This is a genomic window from Enterobacter sp. MGH 24 (assembly GCF_000493015.1).
Lineage (GTDB): Bacteria > Pseudomonadota > Gammaproteobacteria > Enterobacterales > Enterobacteriaceae > Enterobacter.
In genome coordinates this window covers 4563872-4585887 of sequence record NZ_KI535657.1, presented here as the reverse complement: position 1 = coordinate 4585887, position 22016 = coordinate 4563872, and the positions used below count along the sequence as shown (strand labels likewise).

At 56.4% G+C, this 22016-nt stretch carries 19 protein-coding genes; 10 read left to right on the top strand and 9 right to left on the bottom strand.

All coding sequences use genetic code 11. The annotated features are described in order from the left end of the window. Window positions 1–66: 66 nt before the first annotated feature. The 4 genes from mepS to L370_RS00680 form a co-directional block, all read right to left on the bottom strand. Window positions 67–636 (bottom strand): bifunctional murein DD-endopeptidase/murein LD-carboxypeptidase, encoded by a 570-nt coding sequence (gene mepS, locus L370_RS00665; protein WP_023336362.1) that lies wholly within the window; start codon window positions 634–636, stop codon window positions 67–69. Window positions 637–1051: 415 nt separating this feature from the next. Further along, the gene (locus L370_RS00670; RefSeq protein ID WP_181012998.1) at window positions 1052–1765 is read right to left on the bottom strand and encodes a phosphatase PAP2 family protein; all 714 of its coding nucleotides are present in this window, start codon (window positions 1763–1765) and stop codon (window positions 1052–1054) included. A gap of 33 nt (window positions 1766–1798) precedes the next feature. Next, complete coding sequence (locus tag L370_RS00675) at window positions 1799–2785, bottom strand: CobW family GTP-binding protein (protein WP_023336360.1); 987 nt, start codon at window positions 2783–2785, stop codon at window positions 1799–1801. 124 nt (window positions 2786–2909) lie between these two features. After that, window positions 2910–4376 carry a mannitol dehydrogenase family protein gene (locus L370_RS00680; protein WP_023336359.1) on the bottom strand — a complete coding sequence of 489 codons (1467 nt, stop codon included), beginning with the start codon at window positions 4374–4376 and terminating at the stop codon, window positions 2910–2912. Between the two features lie 205 nt (window positions 4377–4581). Between L370_RS00680 and uxuA the strand changes: the two genes are divergently transcribed. Beyond that, window positions 4582–5772 (top strand): mannonate dehydratase, encoded by a 1191-nt coding sequence (gene uxuA, locus L370_RS00685; RefSeq protein WP_023336358.1) that lies wholly within the window; start codon window positions 4582–4584, stop codon window positions 5770–5772. Between the two features lie 117 nt (window positions 5773–5889). Here uxuA and yeiP read toward each other — a convergent pair whose 3' ends face one another. Continuing rightward, entirely contained in the window at window positions 5890–6462 is a 573-nt protein-coding gene (gene yeiP / locus L370_RS00690) for an elongation factor P-like protein YeiP (protein WP_008500940.1), read from the bottom strand. Between the two features lie 164 nt (window positions 6463–6626). Here yeiP and L370_RS0122255 point away from each other — a divergent pair, with 164 nt between their 5' ends. Further along, window positions 6627–6881 (top strand): YkgJ family cysteine cluster protein, encoded by a 255-nt coding sequence (locus L370_RS0122255; protein WP_023312483.1) that lies wholly within the window; start codon window positions 6627–6629, stop codon window positions 6879–6881. Here L370_RS0122255 and setB read toward each other — a convergent pair. Beyond that, window positions 6878–8059, bottom strand: a complete 1182-nt coding sequence (gene setB, locus L370_RS00695) for a sugar efflux transporter SetB (protein ID WP_023336357.1) — start codon at window positions 8057–8059, stop codon at window positions 6878–6880. The two genes, L370_RS0122255 and setB, sit on opposite strands and share 4 nt — an antisense overlap. A gap of 361 nt (window positions 8060–8420) precedes the next feature. Here setB and fruB point away from each other — a divergent pair, with 361 nt between their 5' ends. Genes fruB through fruA form a run of 3 tightly spaced genes read left to right on the top strand, consistent with a single transcriptional unit; the run spans window position 8421 to window position 12191 of the window. After that, a complete protein-coding gene (gene fruB, locus L370_RS00700; protein ID WP_023336356.1) occupies window positions 8421–9551 on the top strand; it encodes a fused PTS fructose transporter subunit IIA/HPr protein in 1131 nt (376 codons plus the stop codon). Then, on the top strand, window positions 9551–10489 hold the full coding sequence (gene fruK / locus L370_RS00705; protein WP_008500936.1) for a 1-phosphofructokinase: 939 nt from the start codon (window positions 9551–9553) through the stop codon (window positions 10487–10489). Before fruB ends, fruK begins: the two co-directional genes overlap by 1 nt. 16 nt (window positions 10490–10505) lie before the next feature. Continuing rightward, window positions 10506–12191 (top strand): PTS fructose transporter subunit IIBC, encoded by a 1686-nt coding sequence (gene fruA / locus L370_RS00710; RefSeq protein ID WP_023336355.1) that lies wholly within the window; start codon window positions 10506–10508, stop codon window positions 12189–12191. Between the two features lie 47 nt (window positions 12192–12238). On the opposite strand, the gene nfo is transcribed toward fruA, so the two are convergent. Both nfo and L370_RS00720 read right to left on the bottom strand, forming a co-directional pair. Continuing rightward, entirely contained in the window at window positions 12239–13096 is an 858-nt protein-coding gene (nfo, locus tag L370_RS00715) for a deoxyribonuclease IV (RefSeq protein ID WP_023336354.1), read from the bottom strand. A gap of 63 nt (window positions 13097–13159) precedes the next feature. Beyond that, window positions 13160–14206, bottom strand: a complete 1047-nt coding sequence (locus tag L370_RS00720; RefSeq protein ID WP_023336353.1) for a YeiH family protein — start codon at window positions 14204–14206, stop codon at window positions 13160–13162. A gap of 97 nt (window positions 14207–14303) precedes the next feature. On the opposite strand from L370_RS00720, the gene yieE reads away from it, so the two are divergent. From yieE to cirA, 3 genes are all read left to right on the top strand, one after another. Then, window positions 14304–15170, top strand: coding sequence for a DNA-binding transcriptional regulator YeiE (gene yieE, locus L370_RS00725; RefSeq protein WP_023312476.1), 867 nt, complete (start codon window positions 14304–14306; stop codon window positions 15168–15170). A gap of 180 nt (window positions 15171–15350) precedes the next feature. After that, window positions 15351–16820, top strand: a complete 1470-nt coding sequence (locus L370_RS00730) for an amino acid permease (protein ID WP_023336352.1) — start codon at window positions 15351–15353, stop codon at window positions 16818–16820. Between the two features lie 224 nt (window positions 16821–17044). Continuing rightward, on the top strand, window positions 17045–19015 hold the full coding sequence (gene cirA, locus L370_RS00735; protein ID WP_023336351.1) for a catecholate siderophore receptor CirA: 1971 nt from the start codon (window positions 17045–17047) through the stop codon (window positions 19013–19015). 99 nt (window positions 19016–19114) lie between these two features. Here the strand turns inward: cirA and fghA are convergent, their stop codons facing one another. Next, a complete protein-coding gene (fghA, locus tag L370_RS00740; RefSeq protein WP_023336350.1) occupies window positions 19115–19942 on the bottom strand; it encodes an S-formylglutathione hydrolase in 828 nt (275 codons plus the stop codon). Between the two features lie 138 nt (window positions 19943–20080). Here fghA and L370_RS00745 point away from each other — a divergent pair, with 138 nt between their 5' ends. Then, window positions 20081–21229, top strand: a complete 1149-nt coding sequence (locus L370_RS00745) for a YbfB/YjiJ family MFS transporter (RefSeq protein ID WP_023336349.1) — start codon at window positions 20081–20083, stop codon at window positions 21227–21229. 102 nt (window positions 21230–21331) lie between these two features. Then, entirely contained in the window at window positions 21332–22000 is a 669-nt protein-coding gene (folE, locus tag L370_RS00750; protein WP_008500927.1) for a GTP cyclohydrolase I FolE, read from the top strand. Window positions 22001–22016: the final 16 nt, after the last annotated feature.

Genomic DNA, 22016 nt, shown 5'->3' with positions numbered 1-22016 from the left:
TGCCGAAGCAGTGCTTTTTTTTATCATATCGTCAGCCAAGGGATAACCAACGATACAATTGTCATATTAACTGCGGGTCAGTACGCGGCGTGCTTCGTTGTAGCGCTTCTTCCAGTACGGTTCATTCATGCTGGAAATGGTCACACCGCTGCTGGTGGAGGCATGTACAAACTGGTCATTACCAATGTAGATGCCAACATGTCGACCTGTAGAACCGGCACGGAACAGGACTAAATCACCGGTGCGCAGTTTGGTACGTGAAATCGACTTGCCCATCTCCTGCTGTTCATAGGTTGAACGCGGAAGATCTAACCCAAATTGCTCACGGAACGTACGCTGTACAAAACCGGAACAATCAATACCTGTTTTTGTGCTGCCGCCAAGACGATAGCGCACGCCTTTCCAGCTAGCATACTGGTCCATAATGCGGGACTTCACGTCCAGATTACGTACCATATTTTCAAATTCATCCTGAGAGGCTTGCAGTGACGAGGAATCTTCCATTCCCACAACACGCGTCTCAGGATGCATATTCTTTGCGGTGTTCGATGAACTACATGCAGACAACAGCACCGCGACTGCTATCGCCGGGATCCCCCGTAAGATATATCTCAGAAACGGTTGAGATTTGACCATGTTGTTTATTATCCCTTGAAGTCCTTAACGACAAATATCGTTATAAAAATGCCAAACGTGACGAGACTAATTATCTGTTCACATTGAGACAATTCTTTCTGGTCACATTTGTGGCACAGCGCACAAAATTATTCACCAAGGAAATAATTATCTCTATGGGGCAAAACGAGTTCGAGATTAACCGATTGCCAGGGGTATTGCGAGTAAAAAAAGCCTTTTTTTTATAAGAAAATGTGATACAGAAAGTAAAAACATAGAATTGCTTAAAATAGCGGCGGATCCGCAGCGCCAGTCTGCAATTGCTTCATTTTTATCATGAATATGATGACGAGAATATGACAGAGGGGAAAGATCGCGGCGAGAACGCTATCAGGGATCATGTCGATCCCTGATAGCTCACGTTAATTTAGGTTAGTTATTTGTTTAATTGTTGTTGCGTTTTACCGGGAAGGTAGCGATCGAACAGCGCTATTATCCTGTCGCTCAGCGGGGTCATCAAACACCACGGCAGCGCAATCAGCGCCACGGAGAGCGAACCGACGGCAATATCGGTGAACCAGTGAGCGCCAATCATTACGCGCGGGAAGGCAAAAACCACAAAAATAATCAGGGCTATGGCAAAGGCTTTTCTGCCGAAATAGCGAAGCATAATTGCGGAAAAAATAAGCAGCATCATGCCGTGATCGCCGGGGAAACTGTCCTTCGACGCATCTTTTGTTGGAATATGCAGCAGTTCGCTGACGCGATTAATATCGGTGAAGAATAGCGTTGGGCTTGAACGCTTAACCGGAATAATCGCGGTTGCCAGCTGGTTAATGACGACGGCAAACAGCAGCATCACCAGACCGATAATGAGAATACGCCGACGCCCGGCTTTATCCTCTTTCAGCCAGAAAGAGAGCATCAGGCAGCCCATGGCCAGCAGCGAGAAGCCGTCGAAGGCGCGGTTGTTGGTAATTGCCACCAGCCACAGGAACGCGTTGCTCTTCACCAGCTCCTGGTTGAAGAAGTGAAAAATGGCAGAATCCAGCGGGAACCAGAAACCATGATCCGCCGGGATATACCAGGAGAAGAAAAGCGCCAGACCGGCGACATTGAGCAGTAATATCAGGGGAAATCGAGTTGTCATAACGTTCTGCATAGAGTGAAAACTGGGGCAACGTTAGCCGCCCGAACTTAAACGAATCCTCAACAGGCTGGACTGGAGGGCATTCCAGTCAGCGTTAACCGCACTAATTAACTCTATTCGGCTGTCAGGCGGCGCCACATTTTGCGTTTCAATAAAGAAATCGTCACCCTGACGATTGATCCGCACCAGCCCGTCCGGGGTGCGCATGATCCCTTTCACGCGATCGACGGGAGCGAGTCGGGCCCACTCCAGGATCCCGATGGTGTCGAAAACGGTATCAGCATCAAAAATCCATCCGCAGGCCTGATATCCCTGACCGCTGTTCAGGTTACGACGCCAGCGCTGGTGTTCTGGCAGGCTCAGGGCAGCCAGGCCCTGCTTAACCGGATGACTGTGCGCATGATCCGCGCTGACAGGCAGCTCGGCGAGGTTCAGACGAGGGAGGTCAAGCAGGGCGCTATCAATATTCCCCTGGGTGGTCTCCACTCGCGTGCGATTGCCGCCGAAATGCTGCCACCACGCGTCCAGCGCGGCCTGGCTTTCAGCCGTGGCGCGATCGGCTTTATTCGCGACAATAACGTCAGCCGAGGCGAGCTGATCGCGGAAGTTTTCGTTGGCCACGGCCTTGTCATCCAGAAGCTGACGCGGATCGAGCAGGCACAGGGTAGCGCGCAGATCGATCCACGGCTCGTAAACCGGGGCGGTCAGTAAATCGAGGATCTGCTTCGGGTGACCCAGCCCGGTGGGTTCAATCAGCAGGCGGTCCGGTTTGCCCTGACGCAGCAGGGTATTGAGCCCGACCTGCATCGGCAGGCCATTGACGCAGCACATGCATCCGCCGGGGATCTCTTTAATCATCGCGCCGCTGGATGACAGCAACGCGCCGTCAATGCCCACCTCGCCAAATTCATTGACCAGCACGGCCCATTTCTCGGCCGGATCTTTATTTGCCAGCAGGTGGAGAATTGAGGTGGTTTTACCGCTGCCGAGAAAACCGGTGATGAGGTTGGTTTTGGTCACGTGCGCTCCAGATGAGAAGGGTGAGGCTATAACACTGTTCTCTCTATCCTGGCGAAAAACGTGCCCTGTGAGAAGGGGAAGGGCGAACGGAGGCCGCATCCGTTCGCGTTAAGCGCAATAATCGTTAAATATTTAACGTTTCGATAACAGCCTGACGTGCGCCGTGGCGGGTAATGCGCTGGTATGCCTGATTGACTGCCTCCACAAACACGCTGTTTTGCGCGAGATCGTGACCAAAGACCTCGCTCAGCCCCAGCAGGGCGTTAACGCGCTCGGCGTCGCTGCTGGCATTGACAATCGTGCTAATTTTATCGCTGAGGGGATCGCGGACATCAATCGCGTTGCCATGGTCGTCGGTACCGCTAACGTAGCGGATCCAGCCGGCCACGCCCAGGGCCAGCAGCGACCACGGTGTTTTTCGCTCAAGATGAACGCGGATCCCGTCCAGCATTCTTTGCGGAAGCTTCTGGCTACCGTCCATCGCGATTTGCCAGGTCCGATGCTGGAGTGCCGGGTTGGCAAAGCGCTCCAGCAGGCTATCGGCGTAGGCGGTGAGGTCGACATCCTTAATGCGTAATGTGGGCGCCTGCTCGTCCAGCATGAGCCGACGGGCGGCTTCGCGGAACGCAGCGTCCTCCATGCATTCATTAATATGGGCGTAGCCCGCGAGGTACCCCAGATATGCCAGGAAAGAGTGGCTACCGTTGAGCATGCGCAATTTCATCTGCTCCCACGGCAGAACGTCCTGCACCATCTGAACGCCCGCGACTTCCCACTCCGGACGACCGGCGACAAAATTATCTTCCACCACCCACTGAATAAACGGTTCACAGCTGATGGCGCACGGATCTTCAACGCCGAGCGCGTCGGTGATTTCCGCCAGCGAGGCTTCCGTCGCAGCGGGAACAATTCTGTCGACCATCGTCCCCGGGAAGCTCACGTGACTATCAATCCATTCAGACAGCGCCACTGAACGCTTTTGCGCCATGCCCAGCACCGCGTTTTTCACCACGTGCCCGTTATCAGGGATATTGTCGCAGGAAAGCACGGTAAAGGCTGGCAAGCCGCGCTCGCGGCGGCGGTGGAGCGCTTCGACCAGGATCCCGGGGGCAGAATGCGGCGCTGAGGGGTTCTCAAGGTCATGGATTATTCGGGCGTTGTGCAGATCGAGTTTCCCGGTCGCGGGATCGATGCAGTAGCCTTTCTCCGTGATGGTGAGTGACACAATAGCGACCTGAGGCTCGCAAAATTTCTCGATAATGGCGGGCAGAGAGTCCAGCTTTGCGTTCAGGCATTCGTGGACGGCACCGACGATAATCGCCTCATTGCCTTCTGCACCTTTCTCCAGCACGGTGAAGAGGTGATCCTGCGCGCGCAACTGGCCCATCAGCACGTCGCCGCTGAAAAGGCTAATCTCACAAATCCCCCAGTCGCCGCCTTTTTCATTCAGCACCCGATTTGTTAACAATGCCTGGTGCGCGCGGTGAAAGGCACCAAACCCAAAATGGACGATGCGGGAGCGTAATTGCGCGCGATCGTAGCGAGGTTGCTGAACGTGGGCAGGAAGGGCGGTGGAGGCAATTGTCTTCATGAGATACACACCTGATTAACCATTAATTAACAATGCCAGTGTAAAGTTATATGACAGCAAATAAAATTGGTGAGCCGTAAATATCCCCATTCTGTGAGTTTGATCAATCAATGTGTGGCGGTATGTTGACCCTTAGCGGCAAACATGTATGGTAGTCGTCATTGCAGTAACGCATATTGGTATAACAACTTAAGAGGGTGAGGCAATGGAACAAACCTGGCGTTGGTACGGGCCGAACGATCCGGTTTCTCTTGATGATGTGCGTCAGGCTGGCGCTACGGGTGTCGTCACGGCGCTGCATCATATTCCTAACGGTCAGGTTTGGCCGGTTGAAGAAATTCAACAGCGTCAGGCGCTGCTGGCGGAGAAGGGGTTAACCTGGTCTGTAGTGGAAAGCATCCCGGTTCACGAAGATATCAAAACCCATTCAGGGGAATACCAGACCTGGATTGCTAACTATCAGCAGAGCATTCGCAACCTGGCGGCCTGCGGCATTGATACGGTCTGCTATAACTTCATGCCCATCCTCGACTGGACGCGTACCGACCTTGAATACCAGATGCCGGACGGCTCGAAAGCGCTGCGTTTCGATCAGATCGCCTTTGCGGCATTCGAACTGCACATTCTGAAACGCCCTGGCGCCGAAGCGGATTACACCGCGGAAGAGCAGCAGCAGGCGCGTGAGTGGTTTAACGCCGCCAGCGAGGCAGACATCGAAAAGCTGACCCGGAATATTATCGCGGGCCTGCCGGGGGCTGAAGAGGGGTATACCCTGGATCAGTTCCGCGCGCGTCTGGCGGAATACGGCGATATTGATAAGCACCAGCTGCGTGAAAACATGGCGTATTTCCTGCGCGCTATCGTGCCGGTTGCTGAAGAGGTAGGGGTACGCCTCGCCGTGCACCCGGACGATCCTCCGCGTCCTATCCTCGGCCTGCCGCGTATCGTTTCCACCCTTGAAGATATGCAGTGGCTGAAAGAGACGGTAAACAGCATCTATAACGGCTTTACCATGTGTACCGGCTCCTACGGCGTGCGTGCGGACAACGACCTGGTGCGGATGATTGAAACCTTCGGCGATCGTATCCACTTCACGCATCTGCGGGCGACCTGCCGCGAAGAGAATCCAAAAACCTTCCACGAGGCGGCGCACCTGGGCGGCGATGTGAATATGGTGGCGGTGGTAGACGCTATCCTCGCGGAAGAGGCGCGCCGCAAGCAGGCGGGCGATGTGCGTCCTATTCCGTTCCGTCCGGATCACGGCCACCAGATGCTGGACGATCTGCGTAAGAAAACCAACCCGGGCTATTCGGCGATTGGCCGTCTTAAGGGGATGGCGGAAGTGCGCGGCGTTGAGCTGGCGCTGAAGATGACGAAGTATCCGGAGCTTCTGTAAGCTCTGTTGCCCGGTGGCGCTACGCTTACCGGGCCTACAAAAAAACCGGCCTGAGAGCCGGTTTTTGTGTTTTTGTAGGTCGGGTAAGGCGAAGCCGCCACCCGACAAATGCCGCAATCAGTCAGCGCGACCCATATAGCGTTTTTCTTCGATATGGATGCGGATTTTCTCGCCAGCGGAGAGATATTCCGGTACCTGCACAACCAGACCGGTTGTCAGGGTAGCCGGTTTGTTGCGGGCACTCGCTGATGCGCCTTTGATGCCAGGTGCGGTTTCAACGATTTCCAGATCGACGGTCTGAGGCAGCTCCAGGGCCAGCAGCACGCCGTCCCAGGTCAGGACCTGCATGTCAGGCATACCGCCTTCAGGGATGAACAGCAGCTCTTCTTCGATCTGATCTTTGGTGAAGATGTACGGGGTGTAATCTTCTTTATCCATGAACACGTATTCGTTGCCGTCGATGTAGGAGAAATCGACATAGCGGCGGGTCAGGGTCACGGTATCGACGATATCGTCACCTTTAAAGCGCTCTTCCACTTTCAGGCCGGTACGCACATCGGCGAAACGCATTTTGTACAGCGTTGCTGCACCACGGGCGCTCGGAGCCTGAATGTCGATATCTTTCACAATCAGCAGTTTGCCGTTGTAATTCAGCACCATACCTTTCTTAATTTCGTTCGCTCTTGGCATTGCAGTAATCCTGTTTACGGGAGGTAAAAAATATCGCGCCAAATTACTCGCGCGCGGCCTTTCAGGCAAGAGGAATTCGCGGCTTTTGCTATCAATACGCAAAAGGTGTTACTGTGCGCGCGATGCCCGACTGCGCGGGCGTCCGTCAGCGAAAGAGAGCATTTATGGATTGCCGTCCAGACTGTGGCGCGTGCTGTACTGCACCGTCCATTTCAAGTCCCATTCCAGGAATGCCCGAGGGCAAGCCTGCCAATACCCGCTGCGTTCAGCTCTCGGAAACGAATCTGTGCATGATCTTTGGCTCGCCGTTGCGCCCGAAGGTCTGCTCCGGGCTTCAGCCCACTGCCGAAATGTGCGGCAGCACGCGAGGGCAGGCGATGACGTACCTTCTTGAACTGGAAGCGCTCACCGCGCCCTAAACGTCTTTAATCCGCGTCAGACAGCCAATCGTCAGCGTACACATCACCAGCGCAATCCAGAACACCGTGTGATAGTTCCAGATTTCAGCCACGACGCCAGCCATTGAGCCGGCGATAATCCAGCCCACGCGGGTGGTATTAGTATAAAGGGTGGTGGCAGAGCCTGCCTGGCCCGGCATCAGATCCTGGAAATAGAGCATGCCTATCCCGGCGAGAATGCCAATATAGATGGCGTTCAGCAGCTGTAAAGCCAGCAACAGCCCCGGCGTATGTACCGTCAGCATACCGATATAGAACAACAGACCGGCGACGGCGGCGATGCGCATTAAAAAACGCTTTCCGAAGCGCTTTGCGTAATAGCCCGCAATGAGCATCGTCGGGATCTCAAGCCCGGCCGCGGTGCCCATCATGATGCCCGCCAGCTTCTCCGACAGGTGCAGTTCATCAATAATAAACAGCGGCATATTGATGATATACAGGCTGTTGGTCCCCCACATCAGCGTACAGATAACAAACAGGAGCAGGGCATCGCGGCGGTTGCGGCGCGGCGCTTCCAGCACGCCCGTTGCTACTTTGGGCTCCTTGCGCATGGACGGCAGGAAGAACCACACCAGCGCGCCGCACACCACAAACGCGACGGCCGCACTCAGGTACATCACCGTAAAGCCAAAACCCATCGCCAGCGCGTAGGCCAGCGGCGGGCCAATCACCCACGCCAGCGACACCTGAGCGCGCAGGAAAGAGCTGAACATCACCGCTTCACGCCCGGTATGGTCGGCGTGTTCGCGGGCAAGGGCGAACAGCTGAGGGTTCGCCGTTGAGCCAAAGCTGCTCAGGAATACCCCGACGAAGAGCAGAATGAAATAGTTGCGGTTCCAGGCAAACAGAACGCAGGCCATGACTCCCAGCAGACAGCAGAAAACGATCAGGCTTTTACGATCGCCTTTTCTGTCGGATCGTCCTGCCAGAAACTGGCTGACCAGGATGCCAATGATGGCGCTACCGGTAAAAAAGAAGCCCACCATCGCCGGACGGACGTGAACCTCATTTGTCAGGAATAAGCTCAATGTCGGCGTCTGTAACGCACCGGCAATACCCGTGAAGAAGGCAACCACCAGGAATGCCGCGGAGGTTAAATCAAAGGGCTTCGGCGAGACGGCCGCAGGAGAGTTATGCATGTTTTATAATTAGCGAGTAGCAGAGAGGGGCGGAGTTTACGCCGTCAGCTAAAAAATAAACAGTGGGTGCGGTCAATGATGCCACGAAAAATCAAAATGGCATTTCAACTTACCTCTCATCCGGCTGACCTTAGCTGAAACTGTCTTGCTGAACTTCAGCAAAATTCAGCTGAACGAAGAAGAAATGTGCTGTATCTCTAAATTCTGAGATCGGAAATACGAGTTTACTTGCAAGACATTGCAGAAAGCGCAAGACTTTTTGAAACGTTTCAGCGCTATCTTGTTTTAACAAACGGAGCAGGCTAGCGCATTTTTTCTCATTAAAGCTGAAACGATTCAAGTTCAGCAGGAGTGGAGAACCATGTTCCAGTTATCTGTTCAGGATATCCACCCGGGCGCTCAGGCCGGGGATAAAGAAGAGGCTATTCGCCAGGTTGCCGCTGCGCTTGTGCAGGCAGGTAACGTCGCGGACGGCTATGTCAACGGCATGCTGGCCCGCGAGCAGCAGACCTCAACCTTCCTCGGCAATGGCATTGCCATTCCGCACGGCACAACCGACACCCGCGATCAGGTGTTGAAAACCGGCGTTCAGGTTTATCAGTTCCCGCAGGGTGTGCTCTGGGGCGACGGTCAGGTGGCCTACGTGGCTATCGGCATCGCGGCCAGCAGCGACGAACACTTAGGCCTGTTGCGTCAGCTGACGCATGTCCTGAGCGATGACGATGTGGCTGAACAGCTGAAGTCCGCAACCACAGCTGAAGAGCTGCGCGCCTTGCTGATGGGCGAAAAACAGAGCGAAGCGCTGAAGCTGGATAATGAAACGCTGACGCTGGATGTGGCTGCTTCCGATCTGGTGACGCTGCAGGCGCTTAACGCGGGCCGTCTGAAAGAAGCCGGCGCGGCGGACGCCACGTTTGTGACGCGCGTCATTAACGATAAACCGTTGAATCTGGGTCAGGGTATCTGGCTAAACGACAGCGCTGAAGGCAACCTGCGCAGCGCTATCGCCGTGAGCCGCGCGGCCAACGCGTTTGACGTGGAAGGCGAGCGCGCGGCCATGCTGGTGACCGTGGCGATGAACGACGATCAGCCGGTTTCCGTGCTGAAGCGTCTGGGCGATCTGCTGCTGAACAACAAAGCTGAAAAACTGCTGAACGCTGATGCCTCCACCGTGCTGGCACTGCTGACCAGTGATGATGCGCCGACTGAAGACGTGCAGACCGCTGAGTTCGTGGTACGCAACGAGCACGGCCTGCATGCCCGTCCGGGCACCATGCTGGTGAATACCATTAAACAATTCGAGAGTGAGATCACCGTGGCGAATCTTGATGGCACGGGCAAACCGGCCAATGGCCGTAGTCTGATGAAAGTTGTCGCGCTGGGCGTGAAGAAAGGACATCGTCTGCGTTTCACCGCGCAGGGTGCCGATGCTGAACAGGCGCTGAAAGCGATTGGCGATGCCATCGCGGCGGGTCTGGGGGAGGGCGCATAATGAGCAGACGTGTTGCGACTATTACGCTGAACCCGGCTTATGACCTGGTAGGATTTTGCCCGGAAATTGAGCGCGGCGAAGTCAACCTCGTGCGTACCACTGGCCTGCATGCTGCGGGTAAAGGGATTAACGTCGCGAAAGTGCTCAAGGATCTCGGTATCGATGTCACCGTGGGCGGATTCCTCGGTAAAGATAACCAGGATGGTTTCCAGCAGCTGTTCAGCGAGCTGGGCATTGCCAACCGTTTTCAGGTTGTTCAGGGCCGTACCCGCATCAACGTTAAGCTGACGGAGAAAGACGGTGAAGTGACCGATCTGAACTTCTCTGGCTTCGAGGTGACGCCGTCAGACTGGGAGCGTTTTGTGAACGACTCGCTGACCTGGCTCGGTCAGTTTGACATGGTCTGCGTCAGCGGCAGCCTGCCGTCCGGCGTGAGCCCGGAAGCCTTTACCGACTGGATGACGCGCCTGCGCAGCCAGTGCCCGTGCATCATTTTTGACAGCAGCCGCGACGCGCTGGTTGCCGGTCTGAAAGCCTCGCCGTGGCTGGTGAAGCCGAATCGCCGCGAGCTGGAGATCTGGGCGGGCCGTAAGCTGCCAGAATTAAAAGATGTGATTGACGCTGCCCATGCGCTGCGCGAGCAGGGTATCGCTCACGTGGTGATTTCTCTTGGTGCAGAAGGCGCGCTGTGGGTTAACGCGTCTGGCGAATGGATCGCCAAACCGCCGTCAATGGAAGTTGTCAGCACCGTTGGCGCAGGGGATTCCATGGTTGGCGGCCTGATTTATGGTCTGCTGATGCGTGAATCCAGTGAACATACTTTACGTCTTGCCACCGCCGTTGCTGCCCTGGCCGTAAGCCAGAGCAATGTCGGTATTACCGATCGTACCCAGTTAGCCGCGATGATGGCGCGCGTTGACTTAAAACCTTTTAACTAACAGCAGGAGAGGAATAATGAAAACGCTGCTGATCATTGACTCCGGTCTCGGACAGGCCCGCGCCTATATGGCGAAGACCTTGCTGGGCGCGGCGGCACAAAAAGCACATCTGGACATTATCGATAATCCAGGCGATGCAGAACTGGCCATTGTACTGGGCGACAAAATCCCGGCTGACAGTGCGCTGAACGGCAAAAAAGTGTGGCTGGGCGATATTAATCGCGCGGTGGCACACCCGGAACTGTTCCTGAGCGAAGCGAAAGGCCACGCGTCTGTCTACAGCGCGCCTGTCGCGACGGCACAGGCTGCGGCTGCGGGTCCGAAACGCGTTGTCGCGGTGACGGCCTGCCCGACGGGCGTGGCTCACACCTTTATGGCGGCTGAAGCCATTGAAACCGAAGCGAAAAAACGCGGCTGGTGGGTGAAAGTTGAAACGCGCGGCTCCGTTGGCGCGGGCAATGCGATTACCCCTGAAGAAGTGGCGGAAGCCGATCTGGTGATCGTGGCGGCGGATATCGAAGTGGATCTGGCGAAATTTGCCGGTAAGCCAATGTACCGCACCTCTACCGGCCTGGCGCTGAAAAAGACCGCGCAGGAGTTTGATAAAGCGCTGGTAGAAGCGAAGCCGTATCAGGCAACCGGCGCGCGTCAAACCCCGACGGAAGGTAAGAAAGAGTCTGCAGGCGCATATCGCCATCTGTTGACCGGCGTGTCTTACATGCTGCCGATGGTGGTTGCGGGCGGTCTGTGTATTGCCCTCTCGTTCGCATTTGGTATTACCGCGTTTAAAGAGCAAGGCACGCTGGCCGCTGCGTTAATGCAGATTGGCGGCGGTTCCGCGTTCGCACTGATGGTCCCCGTTCTGGCCGGCTTTATTGCCTTCTCCATCGCTGACCGTCCTGGCCTGACGCCGGGTCTTATCGGCGGTATGCTGGCCGTGAGCACCGGTTCCGGCTTTATCGGCGGTATTATCGCGGGCTTCCTGGCCGGTTACGTCGCGAAGCTCATCAGCTCGAAGCTCAAGCTGCCGCAGAGTATGGAAGCGCTGAAACCGATTCTGATCATCCCGCTGATTTCCAGCCTGGTGGTCGGTCTGGCGATGATTTACCTGATTGGTAAACCGGTTGCGGGCATCCTGGCGGGTCTGACCCACTGGCTGCAAACCATGGGTACCGCGAACGCGGTTCTGCTGGGTGCAATCCTCGGTGGCATGATGTGTACCGACATGGGTGGTCCGGTGAACAAAGCGGCGTACGCCTTTGGCGTTGGCCTGCTGAGTACCCAGACCTACGCGCCAATGGCAGCCATCATGGCGGCAGGCATGGTGCCACCGCTGGCGCTCGGTCTGGCAACGATTATTGCCCGTCGTAAGTTCGATAAAGCACAGCAGGAAGGTGGCAAAGCGGCGCTGGTTCTGGGCCTCTGCTTCATTACCGAAGGGGCGATTCCGTTCGCAGCGCGTGACCCAATGCGCGTTCTGCCATGCTGTATCGTCGGTGGCGCGGTAACGGGTGCAATCTCTATGGCGATTGGCGCGAAGCTGATGGCACCACACGGCGGTCTGTTTGTCCTGCTGATCCCAGGCGCAATCACTCCGGTCCTGGGCTATCTGCTGGCAATTGTTGCCGGTACGCTGGTGGCGGGTCTCTCTTACGCAGTGCTGAAACGTCCGGAAGCGGAAGTTGTGGCGAAAGTGGCGTAAGCGATAAACAACAAAAAAGCCGGGTTGCGTTACGCTCCCGGCTTTTTTTATGCCGCCTGTTCAGCGGTTTGCTGTGCCTTCAGCCAGGCAATCTCTTCTGCCCAGATGTCCGGGTTAATGGTTTCCAGCACCATCGGAATACCGTCGAAGCGGGCGTCCTGCATAATAAAGCGGAACGCATCGTGGCCAATGTTGCCTTCACCCAGGCTGTGGTGGCGGTCAACGCGGCTGCCGAACGCACTTTTCGCATCGTTCAGGTGCATGCCTCGCAGGTACTTAAAGCCCACGATGCGCTCGAACTCATCAAACGTGTTTTTCGTTGCCTCGGTTGTGCGCAGGTCGTAACCGGCGGCAAACGCGTGGCAGGTATCAATGCATACGCCCACGCGGGATTTATCTTCCACGCCGTCGATAATCGCCGCAAGATGTTCGAACCTAAAGCCGAGGTTGCTGCCCTGACCAGCGGTATTCTCAATCACCGCGGTGACGCCTTGGGTCTTGTCCAGCGTGATGTTGATGGATTCGGCAATGCGCGCCAGGCAGGCATCTTCATCGATTTGCATCAGATGGCTACCCGGATGGAAATTCAGCAGCGTCAGCCCCAGCTGTTCGCAGCGCTGTACTTCATCCAGAAACGCCTCGCGGGACTTATCCAGTGCTTCCTGGACCGGGTGCCCGAGGTTGATCAGGTAGCTGTCGTGGGGAAGGATTTGGCCGGGCCCGTAGTGGTATTTCTCACAGGCGGCTTTGAAATCATCAATCACCTCAGCGGTGAGCGGTGCGGCGCGCCACTGGCGCTGATTTTTGGTGAACAGGGCGAAAGCGGTTGCCTCGATTTCGGCGGCGCGAATGGCGGCATTCGCAAGGCCACCTGCAGCACTGACGTGCGCTCCAACGTATTTCATAAAAAACTCCTGCTAACCCGAAACGCTTATGATAGCGGGTTAACAGGAGAAGGACGAGATGGTTTATGCCATCAGGCTGTGCACCGCGAGGTTAATGGCACCGCCGCCGACAATCAGCCAGATGAAGAGCACCAGCGCCATCAGCAGCGGTTTGGCACCGGCTTTTTTCAGCGCGCTGACGTGTGTGGTCACCCCCAGCGCCGCCATGGCCATCGCCAGCAGCACGGTATCCAGCGTCACCAGCATATCGACAACGGCTTTCGGCAGCAGGTGGAAGGAGTTGAAAATCGCCACCACGATAAACAGGATCGCAAACCACGGAATGGTGATTTTGCTTTTCTCGCCGCCGCCTGCCGGTGCCAGCTGCTTAACCCGCGCCGCGAGGAAAATCAGGAACGGTGCCAGCATCATCACGCGCAGCATTTTGGCAATCACCGCCGCGTTTTCAGCTTCCGGGTTAATGGCATGTCCTGCCGCCACCACCTGAGCCACTTCGTGCATGGTCGAACCGATGTAGATGCCGTAGGTTTCCGGGCTAAACCAGTGCGCCACCAGCGGATACATTGCCGGATAGAGGAAGATCGCCAGCGTACCGAAGATCACCACCGTCGCCACCGCCACGGTCACCTTGCTGGCTTCGGCTTTAACGACGGGCTCTGTTGCCAGCACCGCCGCGGCCCCACAGATACTGCTCCCGGCACCGATCAGCCAGCTGGTTTGCTTATCCAGGCCAAAGATTTTCTGGCCGATAAAGCAGGCCAGCAAAAAGGTACTGGTCAGGGTCAGGACGTCGATGGCGATTCCGCTCACGCCCACGTCCGCAATCTGCGAAAAGGTGAGACGGAAGCCGTAAAGGATGATCCCGAGACGCAGCAGGTGCTGTTTGGCAAAGATCACGCCGCCGTCGCAGGATTTCCAGATATGTGGGTAAACGGTGTTTCCCACGACCATGCCCAGCAAAATGGCCAGCGTCAACGCGCTAAAACCTGCGCCTGCGATAGCCGGGATGCTGCCGCCCCATAATGCTACGGCGGTCACTGCTGCGCTTAGCGCGAGGCCCGGCACGAAGTGCCACACTGTACGATGATGTTGTAAGGTGATTTCTGACATAACCTTCTCCTTTGTCTGGCTAAAGGTTACGGCGCTCTGGCTTAAAAATAAAATTGATTATATACTTATAATCAATCTATATAAGTGGTAAGCAACCATGCACATTACATTGCGTCAGCTGGAAGTGTTTGCCGAGGTGCTGAAAAGCGGTTCGACGACCCAGGCGTCACAAATGCTGGCGCTCTCGCAGTCAGCGGTCAGCGCGGCGTTGACCGATCTTGAAGGACAGCTGGGCGTTCAGCTTTTCGACAGGGTAGGGAAGCGTCTGGTGGTCAACGAGCACGGTCGTCTTCTTTATCCACGCGCGCTGGCGCTGCTGGAGCAGGCTATCGAAATCGAACAGCTGTTCCGCGAGGACAACGGCGCGATCCGCGTCTACGCCAGCAGCACCATTGGGAATTACATCCTGCCGGAAGTGATTGCCCGCTACCGCCGGGATTTCCCGACCCTGCCGCTGGAGATGAGCGTGGGCAATAGCCAGGACGTGATCAACGCGGTGATCGATTTCCGCGTGGATATCGGCCTCATCGAAGGGCCCTGCCATAACGTCGATATCATTGCCGAGCCCTGGCTGGAAGATGAGCTGGTGGTGTTTGCGTCCCCGGCCTCGTCGTTATTGCAGGGCGAGGTGACGCTGGAGCGCCTGGCGCAGGCGCAGTGGATCCTGCGCGAGCAGGGATCCGGCACGCGTGAAATTGTCGATTATCTGCTGCTTTCCCATCTGCCGCATTTCCAGTTAGGGATGGAGCTGGGGAACTCCGAGGCTATCAAGCACGCGGTGCGTCACGGTCTGGGGATCAGCTGTCTTTCCCGGCGCGTCATTGCCGAACAGCTTGAAACGGGGTCGCTGGTTGAAATCCCGGTTCCATTGCCGAAGCTGGTGCGCACGTTATGGTGCATTCATCACCGCCAGAAACACCTTTCCAGCTCGCTGCAGCGTTTTCTGCGCTACTGCGCCATTTAACGTTCCCCGGTGGCGCTTCGCTTACCGGGGCTACGCGCGCCCGTCACCCCACATTTTTATGCTTTACTTATAATCCTGGCCGAGTCATGAAGCTCTCTTATAACTGAGTATTTCTGCCGGAAGGAACGCGGATCGTCTGCTACAATCGCGCCTCATTTATTAAATGGACAGCATTTTCATATGGTTTCAGAAATTAAAACCACAGAAGCGCCCACGCTACGTCGTGAACTCAAGGCGCGTCACCTGACGATGATCGCTATTGGCGGCTCAATCGGTACAGGTCTTTTCGTTGCCTCTGGCGCAACGATTTCGGCAGCCGGCCCGGGTGGGGCATTATTCTCTTATATCCTGATTGGCCTGATGGTGTACTTCCTGATGACCAGTCTCGGCGAACTGGCCGCGTACATGCCGGTATCCGGTTCGTTCTCGACCTATGGTCAAAAATACGTTGAAGAAGGCTTCGGCTTCGCGCTGGGCTGGAACTACTGGTACAACTGGGCGGTTACTATCGCTGTTGACCTTGTTGCCGCACAGCTGGTGATGAACTGGTGGTTCCCGGATACGCCGGGCTGGATCTGGAGCGCCCTGTTCCTCGCCGTCATCTTCTTGCTGAACTACATCTCCGTGCGCGGTTTCGGCGAAGCGGAATACTGGTTCTCTTTGATCAAAGTGGCAACCGTCATCATCTTTATCGTCGTCGGTGTGGCGATGATCGTTGGTATTTTCAAAGGCGCAGAACCTGCAGGCTGGAGTAACTGGGCGATAGGCGATGCGCCGTTTGCCGGTGGACTGTCGGCGATGATTGGCGTGGCGATGATTGTCGGCTTCTCCTTCCAGGGGACCGAGCTGATTGGTATCGCCGCCGGTGAGTCAGAGAACCCGGAGAAAAATATTCCGCGTGCGGTCCGTCAGGTATTCTGGCGTATCCTGCTGTTCTATGTGTTCGCGATCCTGATTATCAGCCTGATCATCCCGTACACCGATCCAAGCCTGCTGCGTAATGACGTCAAAGACATTAGCGTCAGCCCGTTCACGCTGGTCTTCCAGCACGCCGGCCTGCTTTCTGCTGCGGCAGTGATGAACGCCGTTATCCTGACCGCCGTGCTTTCTGCCGGTAACTCCGGGATGTACGCGTCCACCCGCATGCTCTACACGCTGGCATGCGACGGTAAAGCCCCGCGTATTTTCGCGAAACTGTCCCGCGGCGGCGTCCCGCGTAACGCGCTGTACGCGACAACGGTAATCGCCGGTCTGTGCTTCCTGACCTCCATGTTTGGTAACCAGACGGTGTACCTGTGGCTGCTTAATACCTCAGGGATGACGGGCTTTATTGCCTGGCTGGGGATTGCCATTAGCCACTACCGTTTCCGCCGCGGCTTCGTCAAGCAGGGTCACGATATTAACTCGCTGCCGTATCGCTCCGGCTTCTTCCCGCTGGGCCCCATTTTCGCCTTCATTCTGTGCCTGATCATTACGCTTGGACAGAACTATGAAGCGTTCCTGGCGGACACCATTGACTGGGGCGCCGTCACGGCGACCTACATTGGTATTCCGCTGTTCCTCGTTATCTGGTTTGGCTACAAGCTGACGAAAGGAACAAAATTCGTTCGCTACAGTGAAATGGAATTCCCGGAACGATTTAAACAATAACCGCACTTCCTCTCTTTTAACCCGCTCATTCGAGCGGGTTTTTTTATGCCCGCATCCTGAAACAAAGATATATTTCTTAACAATTTAATTGATAATAATTATCGTTTGCTTTATCGTTATCAAAAATAAGCGTGTCACTGACCCACCGCAGATGTGGGCGGTAAGGAAGACGCTGTGAGCAATGATGATTTGATTTAGTTGTATTTACCTCATGGAGATATGGAATGTTTAGGTTGAATCCCTTCGTCAGGGGAGGACTTTGTGCGTCCGCAATGTCCCTGGCCCTGCCTGTTATCGCAGCGGAATCCGGCGACACGATGGTTGTAACGGCCTCCGCGACCGAGCAAAACCTGAAAGACGCACCCGCAAGCATCAGCGTGATTACCCAGGAAGATTTGCAGCGCAAGCCCGTTCAGAATCTGAAAGATGTGTTACGGGATGTGCCGGGCGTTCAGCTCACAAGCGAAGGGGACAACCGTAAAGGGGTAAGTATTCGTGGACTGGACAGCAGCTATACGCTGATCCTGATCGACGGCAAGCGCGTCAACTCGCGTAACGCGGTGTTCCGGCATAATGATTTCGACCTCAACTGGGTGCCGGTTGACGCCATCGAACGCATCGAAGTGGTGCGCGGACCGATGTCTTCTCTGTACGGTTCCGATGCGCTGGGCGGCGTGGTGAACATTATCACCAAAAAAATCGGCCAGAAATGGACGGGTACCCTGAGCGCCGATTCCACAATTCAGGAACACCGCGACCGTGGAGACACCTACAACGGCCAGTTCTATACCAGCGGCCCGCTGGTGGACGGCCTGCTTGGGCTGAAGGCCTACGGTAGCCTCGCGAAGCGTGAGAAAGACGGTCAGCAGAAGTCCTCCACCACGGCGAGCGGTGAAACGCCGCGCATTGAGGGCTTCACCAGCCGCGATGCGAATGTGGAGTTCGCCTGGACACCGTCTGAAAACCACGACTTCACGGCGGGCTACGGCTTCGACCGTCAGGATCGCGACTCGGATTCCCTCGACAAAAACCGCCTTGAGCGTCAGAACTACTCTCTCAGCCACAACGGTCGTTGGGGCGTCGGCAACAGCGAGCTGAAGGTTTACGGTGAAAAGGTGGATAACAAAAACCCGGGCAACAGCAATCCGATCACCTCCGAGAGCAACGCTGTGGACGGAAAATATGTGCTGCCGCTGGGCGAAATCAACCAGCTGCTGACCTTCGGCGGCGAATGGCGTCACGATAAGCTGAAAGATCCGGTCAACCTGACGGGCGGTTCCAGCAGCAGTACGTCGACAAGCCAGTATGCCCTGTTCCTTGAGGACGAGTGGCGTATCTTTGAACCTCTGGCGCTGACCACCGGCATCCGTATGGACGACCATGATACCTACGGTGACCACTGGAGTCCGCGAGCCTATCTGGTCTACAACGCGACCGATACCGTAACAGTGAAAGGGGGCTGGGCTACCGCGTTTAAAGCGCCGTCGCTGCTGCAGCTGAGCCCGGACTGGGTCACCGGCTCGTGCCGCGGTGCCTGTGAGATTGTCGGTAACCCGGACCTGAAGCCGGAAACCAGCGAGAGCTTCGAATTCGGTCTCTACTACAGTGGGGAAGAGGGCTGGTTAGAGGGCGTGCAGGCCAGCGTCACCACCTTCCAGAATAATGTGGATGACCGCATCAGCATCAGCCGTACGGCCAATGTAAACCAGGCGCAGGGCTACCCTAACTATGTCGGGCTGAATGCCGACGGCGAGCCGATTTTCCGCTACTACAACGTTAACAAGGCGCGCATCCGCGGGGTGGAGACCGAGCTGAAATTCCCGCTGGCGGACGACTGGAAAGTGACGCTGAACTACACCTACAACGACGGTCGTGATATCAGCAACGGCGGCAACAAGCCGCTGTCCGATCTGCCGTTCCACACCGCCAACGGTACCGTTGACTGGAAGGCGACGCAGGACTGGTCGTTCTACGTTCAGGGCAACTACACCGGTGAGAAACGCGCGCTGACCAGCAGTGCAGCAACGCCGGGTGGCTATGTCATCTGGAATACCGGCGCCGCGTGGCAGGTAACGAAAGCCATGAAGCTGCGCGCGGGCGTGCAGAACCTGCTGGATAAAGATCTGAGCCGTGACGATTACAGCTATACCGAAGATGGCCGTCGCTACTTTGTCGGCGTGGATTATAAGTTCTGATGTAACCTTTATGCCCGGTGGCGCTTCGCTTACCGGGCCTACAAAATCCACGAACGTAGGCCGGGTAAGGCGAAGCCGCCACCCGGCAATCATCCGCACTTACGCGAACAAATGCTCCGCATGGAAGCGGAGATGATCCTCAATAAAGGACGCGATGAAGTAATAGCTGTGATCATACCCCGGCTGAATGCGCAGCGTCAGCGGCCAGTCCTTCTGGCGTGCCGCTTCTGCCAGCACCGCAGGCTGTAGCTGTCCGGCGAGGAACTGGTCCGCATCGCCCTGATCGATAAGCATCGGGATCGCATTTGCCGAGCTGCTGGCCAGCATCAGCGCACAGCTGTCCCATTCCTGCCAATTCGCTTCATCTTCACCCAGATAGTTCGTGAAGGCTTTCTGCCCCCACGGCACCTGTGTTGGGTTCACAATTGGCGCAAATGCCGACACGCTAACGTATTTTCCCGGATTTTTTAGCGCCATAATTAACGCCCCGTGTCCACCCATGGAGTGTCCGCTGATGGCGCAGCGGTCGCTTACCGCAAACCCGGACTGAACCAGCGCGGGCAGCTCGTCGCGAAGGTAATCATACATGCGGTAGTGGCTCGCCCAGGGCTGCTCGGTTGCGTTCAGATAAAATCCGGCACCTTTGCCCAGGTCATATCCTGCATCGTCGGCCACATCATCGCCACGCGGGCTGGTGTCAGGCATCACCAGCGCAATACCCAGCTCGGCGGCAAGTCTCTGCGCGCCCGCTTTGGTGGTGAAGTTTTCGTCGTTGCAGGTCAGGCCTGACAGCCAGAACAGAACCGGCGGATTTTCCGTCGGCGGCAGGAAAATGCTGAACGTCATCGCACAGTTCAGAACGGTGGAGTCATGCCGCCAGCGCTGCTGTCGACCTTCAAAACAACGGTGCTCTTCGAGCAGTTCCATGCAGGGCTCCTTAATGAGAATGCGTATTCATAAAAACCATAATACAGCCTTTTCATTGACCTGTGAGCAACTTTCACTTTCGCCGGACGGCGAGATGCTGCATCATAAATTTACTTTTCTTTAACAATTGGAGCCATCATGGCGCTGCGTATTGCGCTCAGTGGGTTTGTCGTTCTGGTGGTGGCGATGGGGATAGGGCGCTTCGCCTTTACGCCTCAGGTGCCGCTCATGATTGCTGCCGGACAGCTTACGCTGACCAGCGCGGGTCTGGTGGCGGCGATGAATTATCTGGGCTATCTGGTGGGGGCATGGGATGCCATGCGCGCGCACCGCTTTGTGGAAACGCGCCTCTGGCTTGGCATCACCGGTGCGGTTGCGCTGACGCTGCTCTCCGCGGCGGCGGATAACGCCGTCGTGCACGGCCTGCTGCGCTTCGTGATTGGCTGCATGAGCGGCTGGTCGATGGTGCTCATTGCCGCCTGGACCAACGAAAGGCTGGGGCAGTTGGGTAAACCGGGCCTGAGCGCTGCGGTGTTTGCCGGACCGGGGGCGGGCATTGCCCTGAGCGGGCTGCTCGCCGTCTATATCCAGGCAAAATCCCTTTCGGCCGGGGCGGCATGGCAAATCTACGGCGTGCTGGCGCTGGTGCTGATTGCGCTGGTGGCACGCTACCTCCCGCGATCCGGGCAGCTCCATCGCCCCGGCAGCGCCCCGGAGCCGCTGGTGCTGACGGCGGATTTAAAGCGCCTGGTCTGGAGCTACAGCCTGGCCGGGTTTGGCTATATCCTGCCGGCGACATTCCTGTCGCAAATGGCGGCGGTGCGTTTTCCCGGCAGCCTGTTTGCGCAGTTTGTCTGGCCGATTTTTGGCATCGCCGCCGTGGTGGGCATTGCGCTCAGTATTCTTTTACGCCACACCTCAACGGCTAACCGCAGGCTGGCTATCGTGCTGTGGTTACAGGGGGCTGGCGTGCTGGCGGCCTGGCTGCTGCCGGGGATTGGCGGTTTGCTGACGGGCGGGCTGCTGGTGGGAGGCGGCTTTTTGTGTGCCGTGCAGCTTTCTCTTTTATACGGTCGCGAGCTGGCGCCAAACCACACGCGCTATATGGCCGGCCTGCTCACCACCGGGTATGCAATTGGTCAGTTGATTGGCCCGATGACCTCGGCGTTATCAACCTGGCTTACCCACCGGCTGGAGCCCGCGTTGGGGCTGGCGGGCATTGCGCTGTTTGTCGGGGGAGCTCTGGTCTGGAATCGCCACGCTGAAAGGCAACAGCAATTGCAATAATTATCGCCGTGAATACTGGATTATGTGCGCGGCCTCACGCACAATGAGCGCATACTTTTGCCACAACGAGGGCAAAAGACGCCACACCTGCAGGAGAACAAAATGTCATCACTCAGTAAAGAAGCTGCCCTGGTCCACGAAGCCCTGGTTGCGCGCGGTCTTGAAACGCCACTGCGTCCGCCCGTACAGGATTTGGACAATGAAACCCGCAAGCGTCTGATTGCCGGTCATATGACCGATATCATGGAGCTGCTGAATCTCGATCTGAGTGACGACAGTCTGATGGAGACGCCGCACCGTATCGCGAAAATGTACGTCGACGAAATTTTCTCCGGGCTGGATTACGCCAACTTCCCGAAAATCACCGTCATTGAAAACAAGATGAAAGTGGATGAGATGGTGACGGTACGCGATATCACGCTGACCAGCACCTGCGAACACCATTTTGTGACCATCGACGGTAAAGCGACCGTGGCGTATATCCCAAAAGACACGGTGATTGGCCTGTCGAAGATCAACCGCATCGTGCAGTTCTTTGCCCAGCGTCCGCAGGTTCAGGAGCGTCTGACGCAGCAGATCCTGACCGCGCTGCAAACGCTGCTGGGCACCAATAACGTGGCCGTCTCTATCGACGCGGTTCACTACTGCGTGAAGGCGCGCGGCGTGCGTGATGCAACCAGTGCGACCACAACAACCTCGCTGGGCGGCCTGTTTAAATCGAGCCAGAATACCCGCCAGGAGTTCCTGCGCGCGGTACGTCACCACAACTAAGTCTTACAGGGCAGGA

What these genes read in the sequence shown, in the direction of transcription:
- fghA (WP_023336350.1), bottom strand. Translation starts at nt 19,942, where the DNA reads ATGGAACTGCTCGAAGAGCACCGTTGTTTTGAAGGTCGACAGCAGCGC.
- uxuA (WP_023336358.1), top strand. Translation starts at nt 4,582, where the DNA reads ATGGAACAAACCTGGCGTTGGTACGGGCCGAACGATCCGGTTTCTCTT.
- fruB (WP_023336356.1), top strand. Translation starts at nt 8,421, where the DNA reads ATGTTCCAGTTATCTGTTCAGGATATCCACCCGGGCGCTCAGGCCGGG.
- setB (WP_023336357.1), bottom strand. Translation starts at nt 8,059, where the DNA reads ATGCATAACTCTCCTGCGGCCGTCTCGCCGAAGCCCTTTGATTTAACC.
- yeiP (WP_008500940.1), bottom strand. Translation starts at nt 6,462, where the DNA reads ATGCCAAGAGCGAACGAAATTAAGAAAGGTATGGTGCTGAATTACAAC.
- L370_RS00680 (WP_023336359.1), bottom strand. Translation starts at nt 4,376, where the DNA reads ATGAAGACAATTGCCTCCACCGCCCTTCCTGCCCACGTTCAGCAACCT.
- folE (WP_008500927.1), top strand. Translation starts at nt 21,332, where the DNA reads ATGTCATCACTCAGTAAAGAAGCTGCCCTGGTCCACGAAGCCCTGGTT.
- fruA (WP_023336355.1), top strand. Translation starts at nt 10,506, where the DNA reads ATGAAAACGCTGCTGATCATTGACTCCGGTCTCGGACAGGCCCGCGCC.
- L370_RS00730 (WP_023336352.1), top strand. Translation starts at nt 15,351, where the DNA reads ATGGTTTCAGAAATTAAAACCACAGAAGCGCCCACGCTACGTCGTGAA.
- yieE (WP_023312476.1), top strand. Translation starts at nt 14,304, where the DNA reads ATGCACATTACATTGCGTCAGCTGGAAGTGTTTGCCGAGGTGCTGAAA.
- nfo (WP_023336354.1), bottom strand. Translation starts at nt 13,096, where the DNA reads ATGAAATACGTTGGAGCGCACGTCAGTGCTGCAGGTGGCCTTGCGAAT.
- cirA (WP_023336351.1), top strand. Translation starts at nt 17,045, where the DNA reads ATGTTTAGGTTGAATCCCTTCGTCAGGGGAGGACTTTGTGCGTCCGCA.
- mepS (WP_023336362.1), bottom strand. Translation starts at nt 636, where the DNA reads ATGGTCAAATCTCAACCGTTTCTGAGATATATCTTACGGGGGATCCCG.
- L370_RS00720 (WP_023336353.1), bottom strand. Translation starts at nt 14,206, where the DNA reads ATGTCAGAAATCACCTTACAACATCATCGTACAGTGTGGCACTTCGTG.
- fruK (WP_008500936.1), top strand. Translation starts at nt 9,551, where the DNA reads ATGAGCAGACGTGTTGCGACTATTACGCTGAACCCGGCTTATGACCTG.
- L370_RS0122255 (WP_023312483.1), top strand. Translation starts at nt 6,627, where the DNA reads ATGGATTGCCGTCCAGACTGTGGCGCGTGCTGTACTGCACCGTCCATT.
- L370_RS00670 (WP_181012998.1), bottom strand. Translation starts at nt 1,765, where the DNA reads ATGACAACTCGATTTCCCCTGATATTACTGCTCAATGTCGCCGGTCTG.
- L370_RS00745 (WP_023336349.1), top strand. Translation starts at nt 20,081, where the DNA reads ATGGCGCTGCGTATTGCGCTCAGTGGGTTTGTCGTTCTGGTGGTGGCG.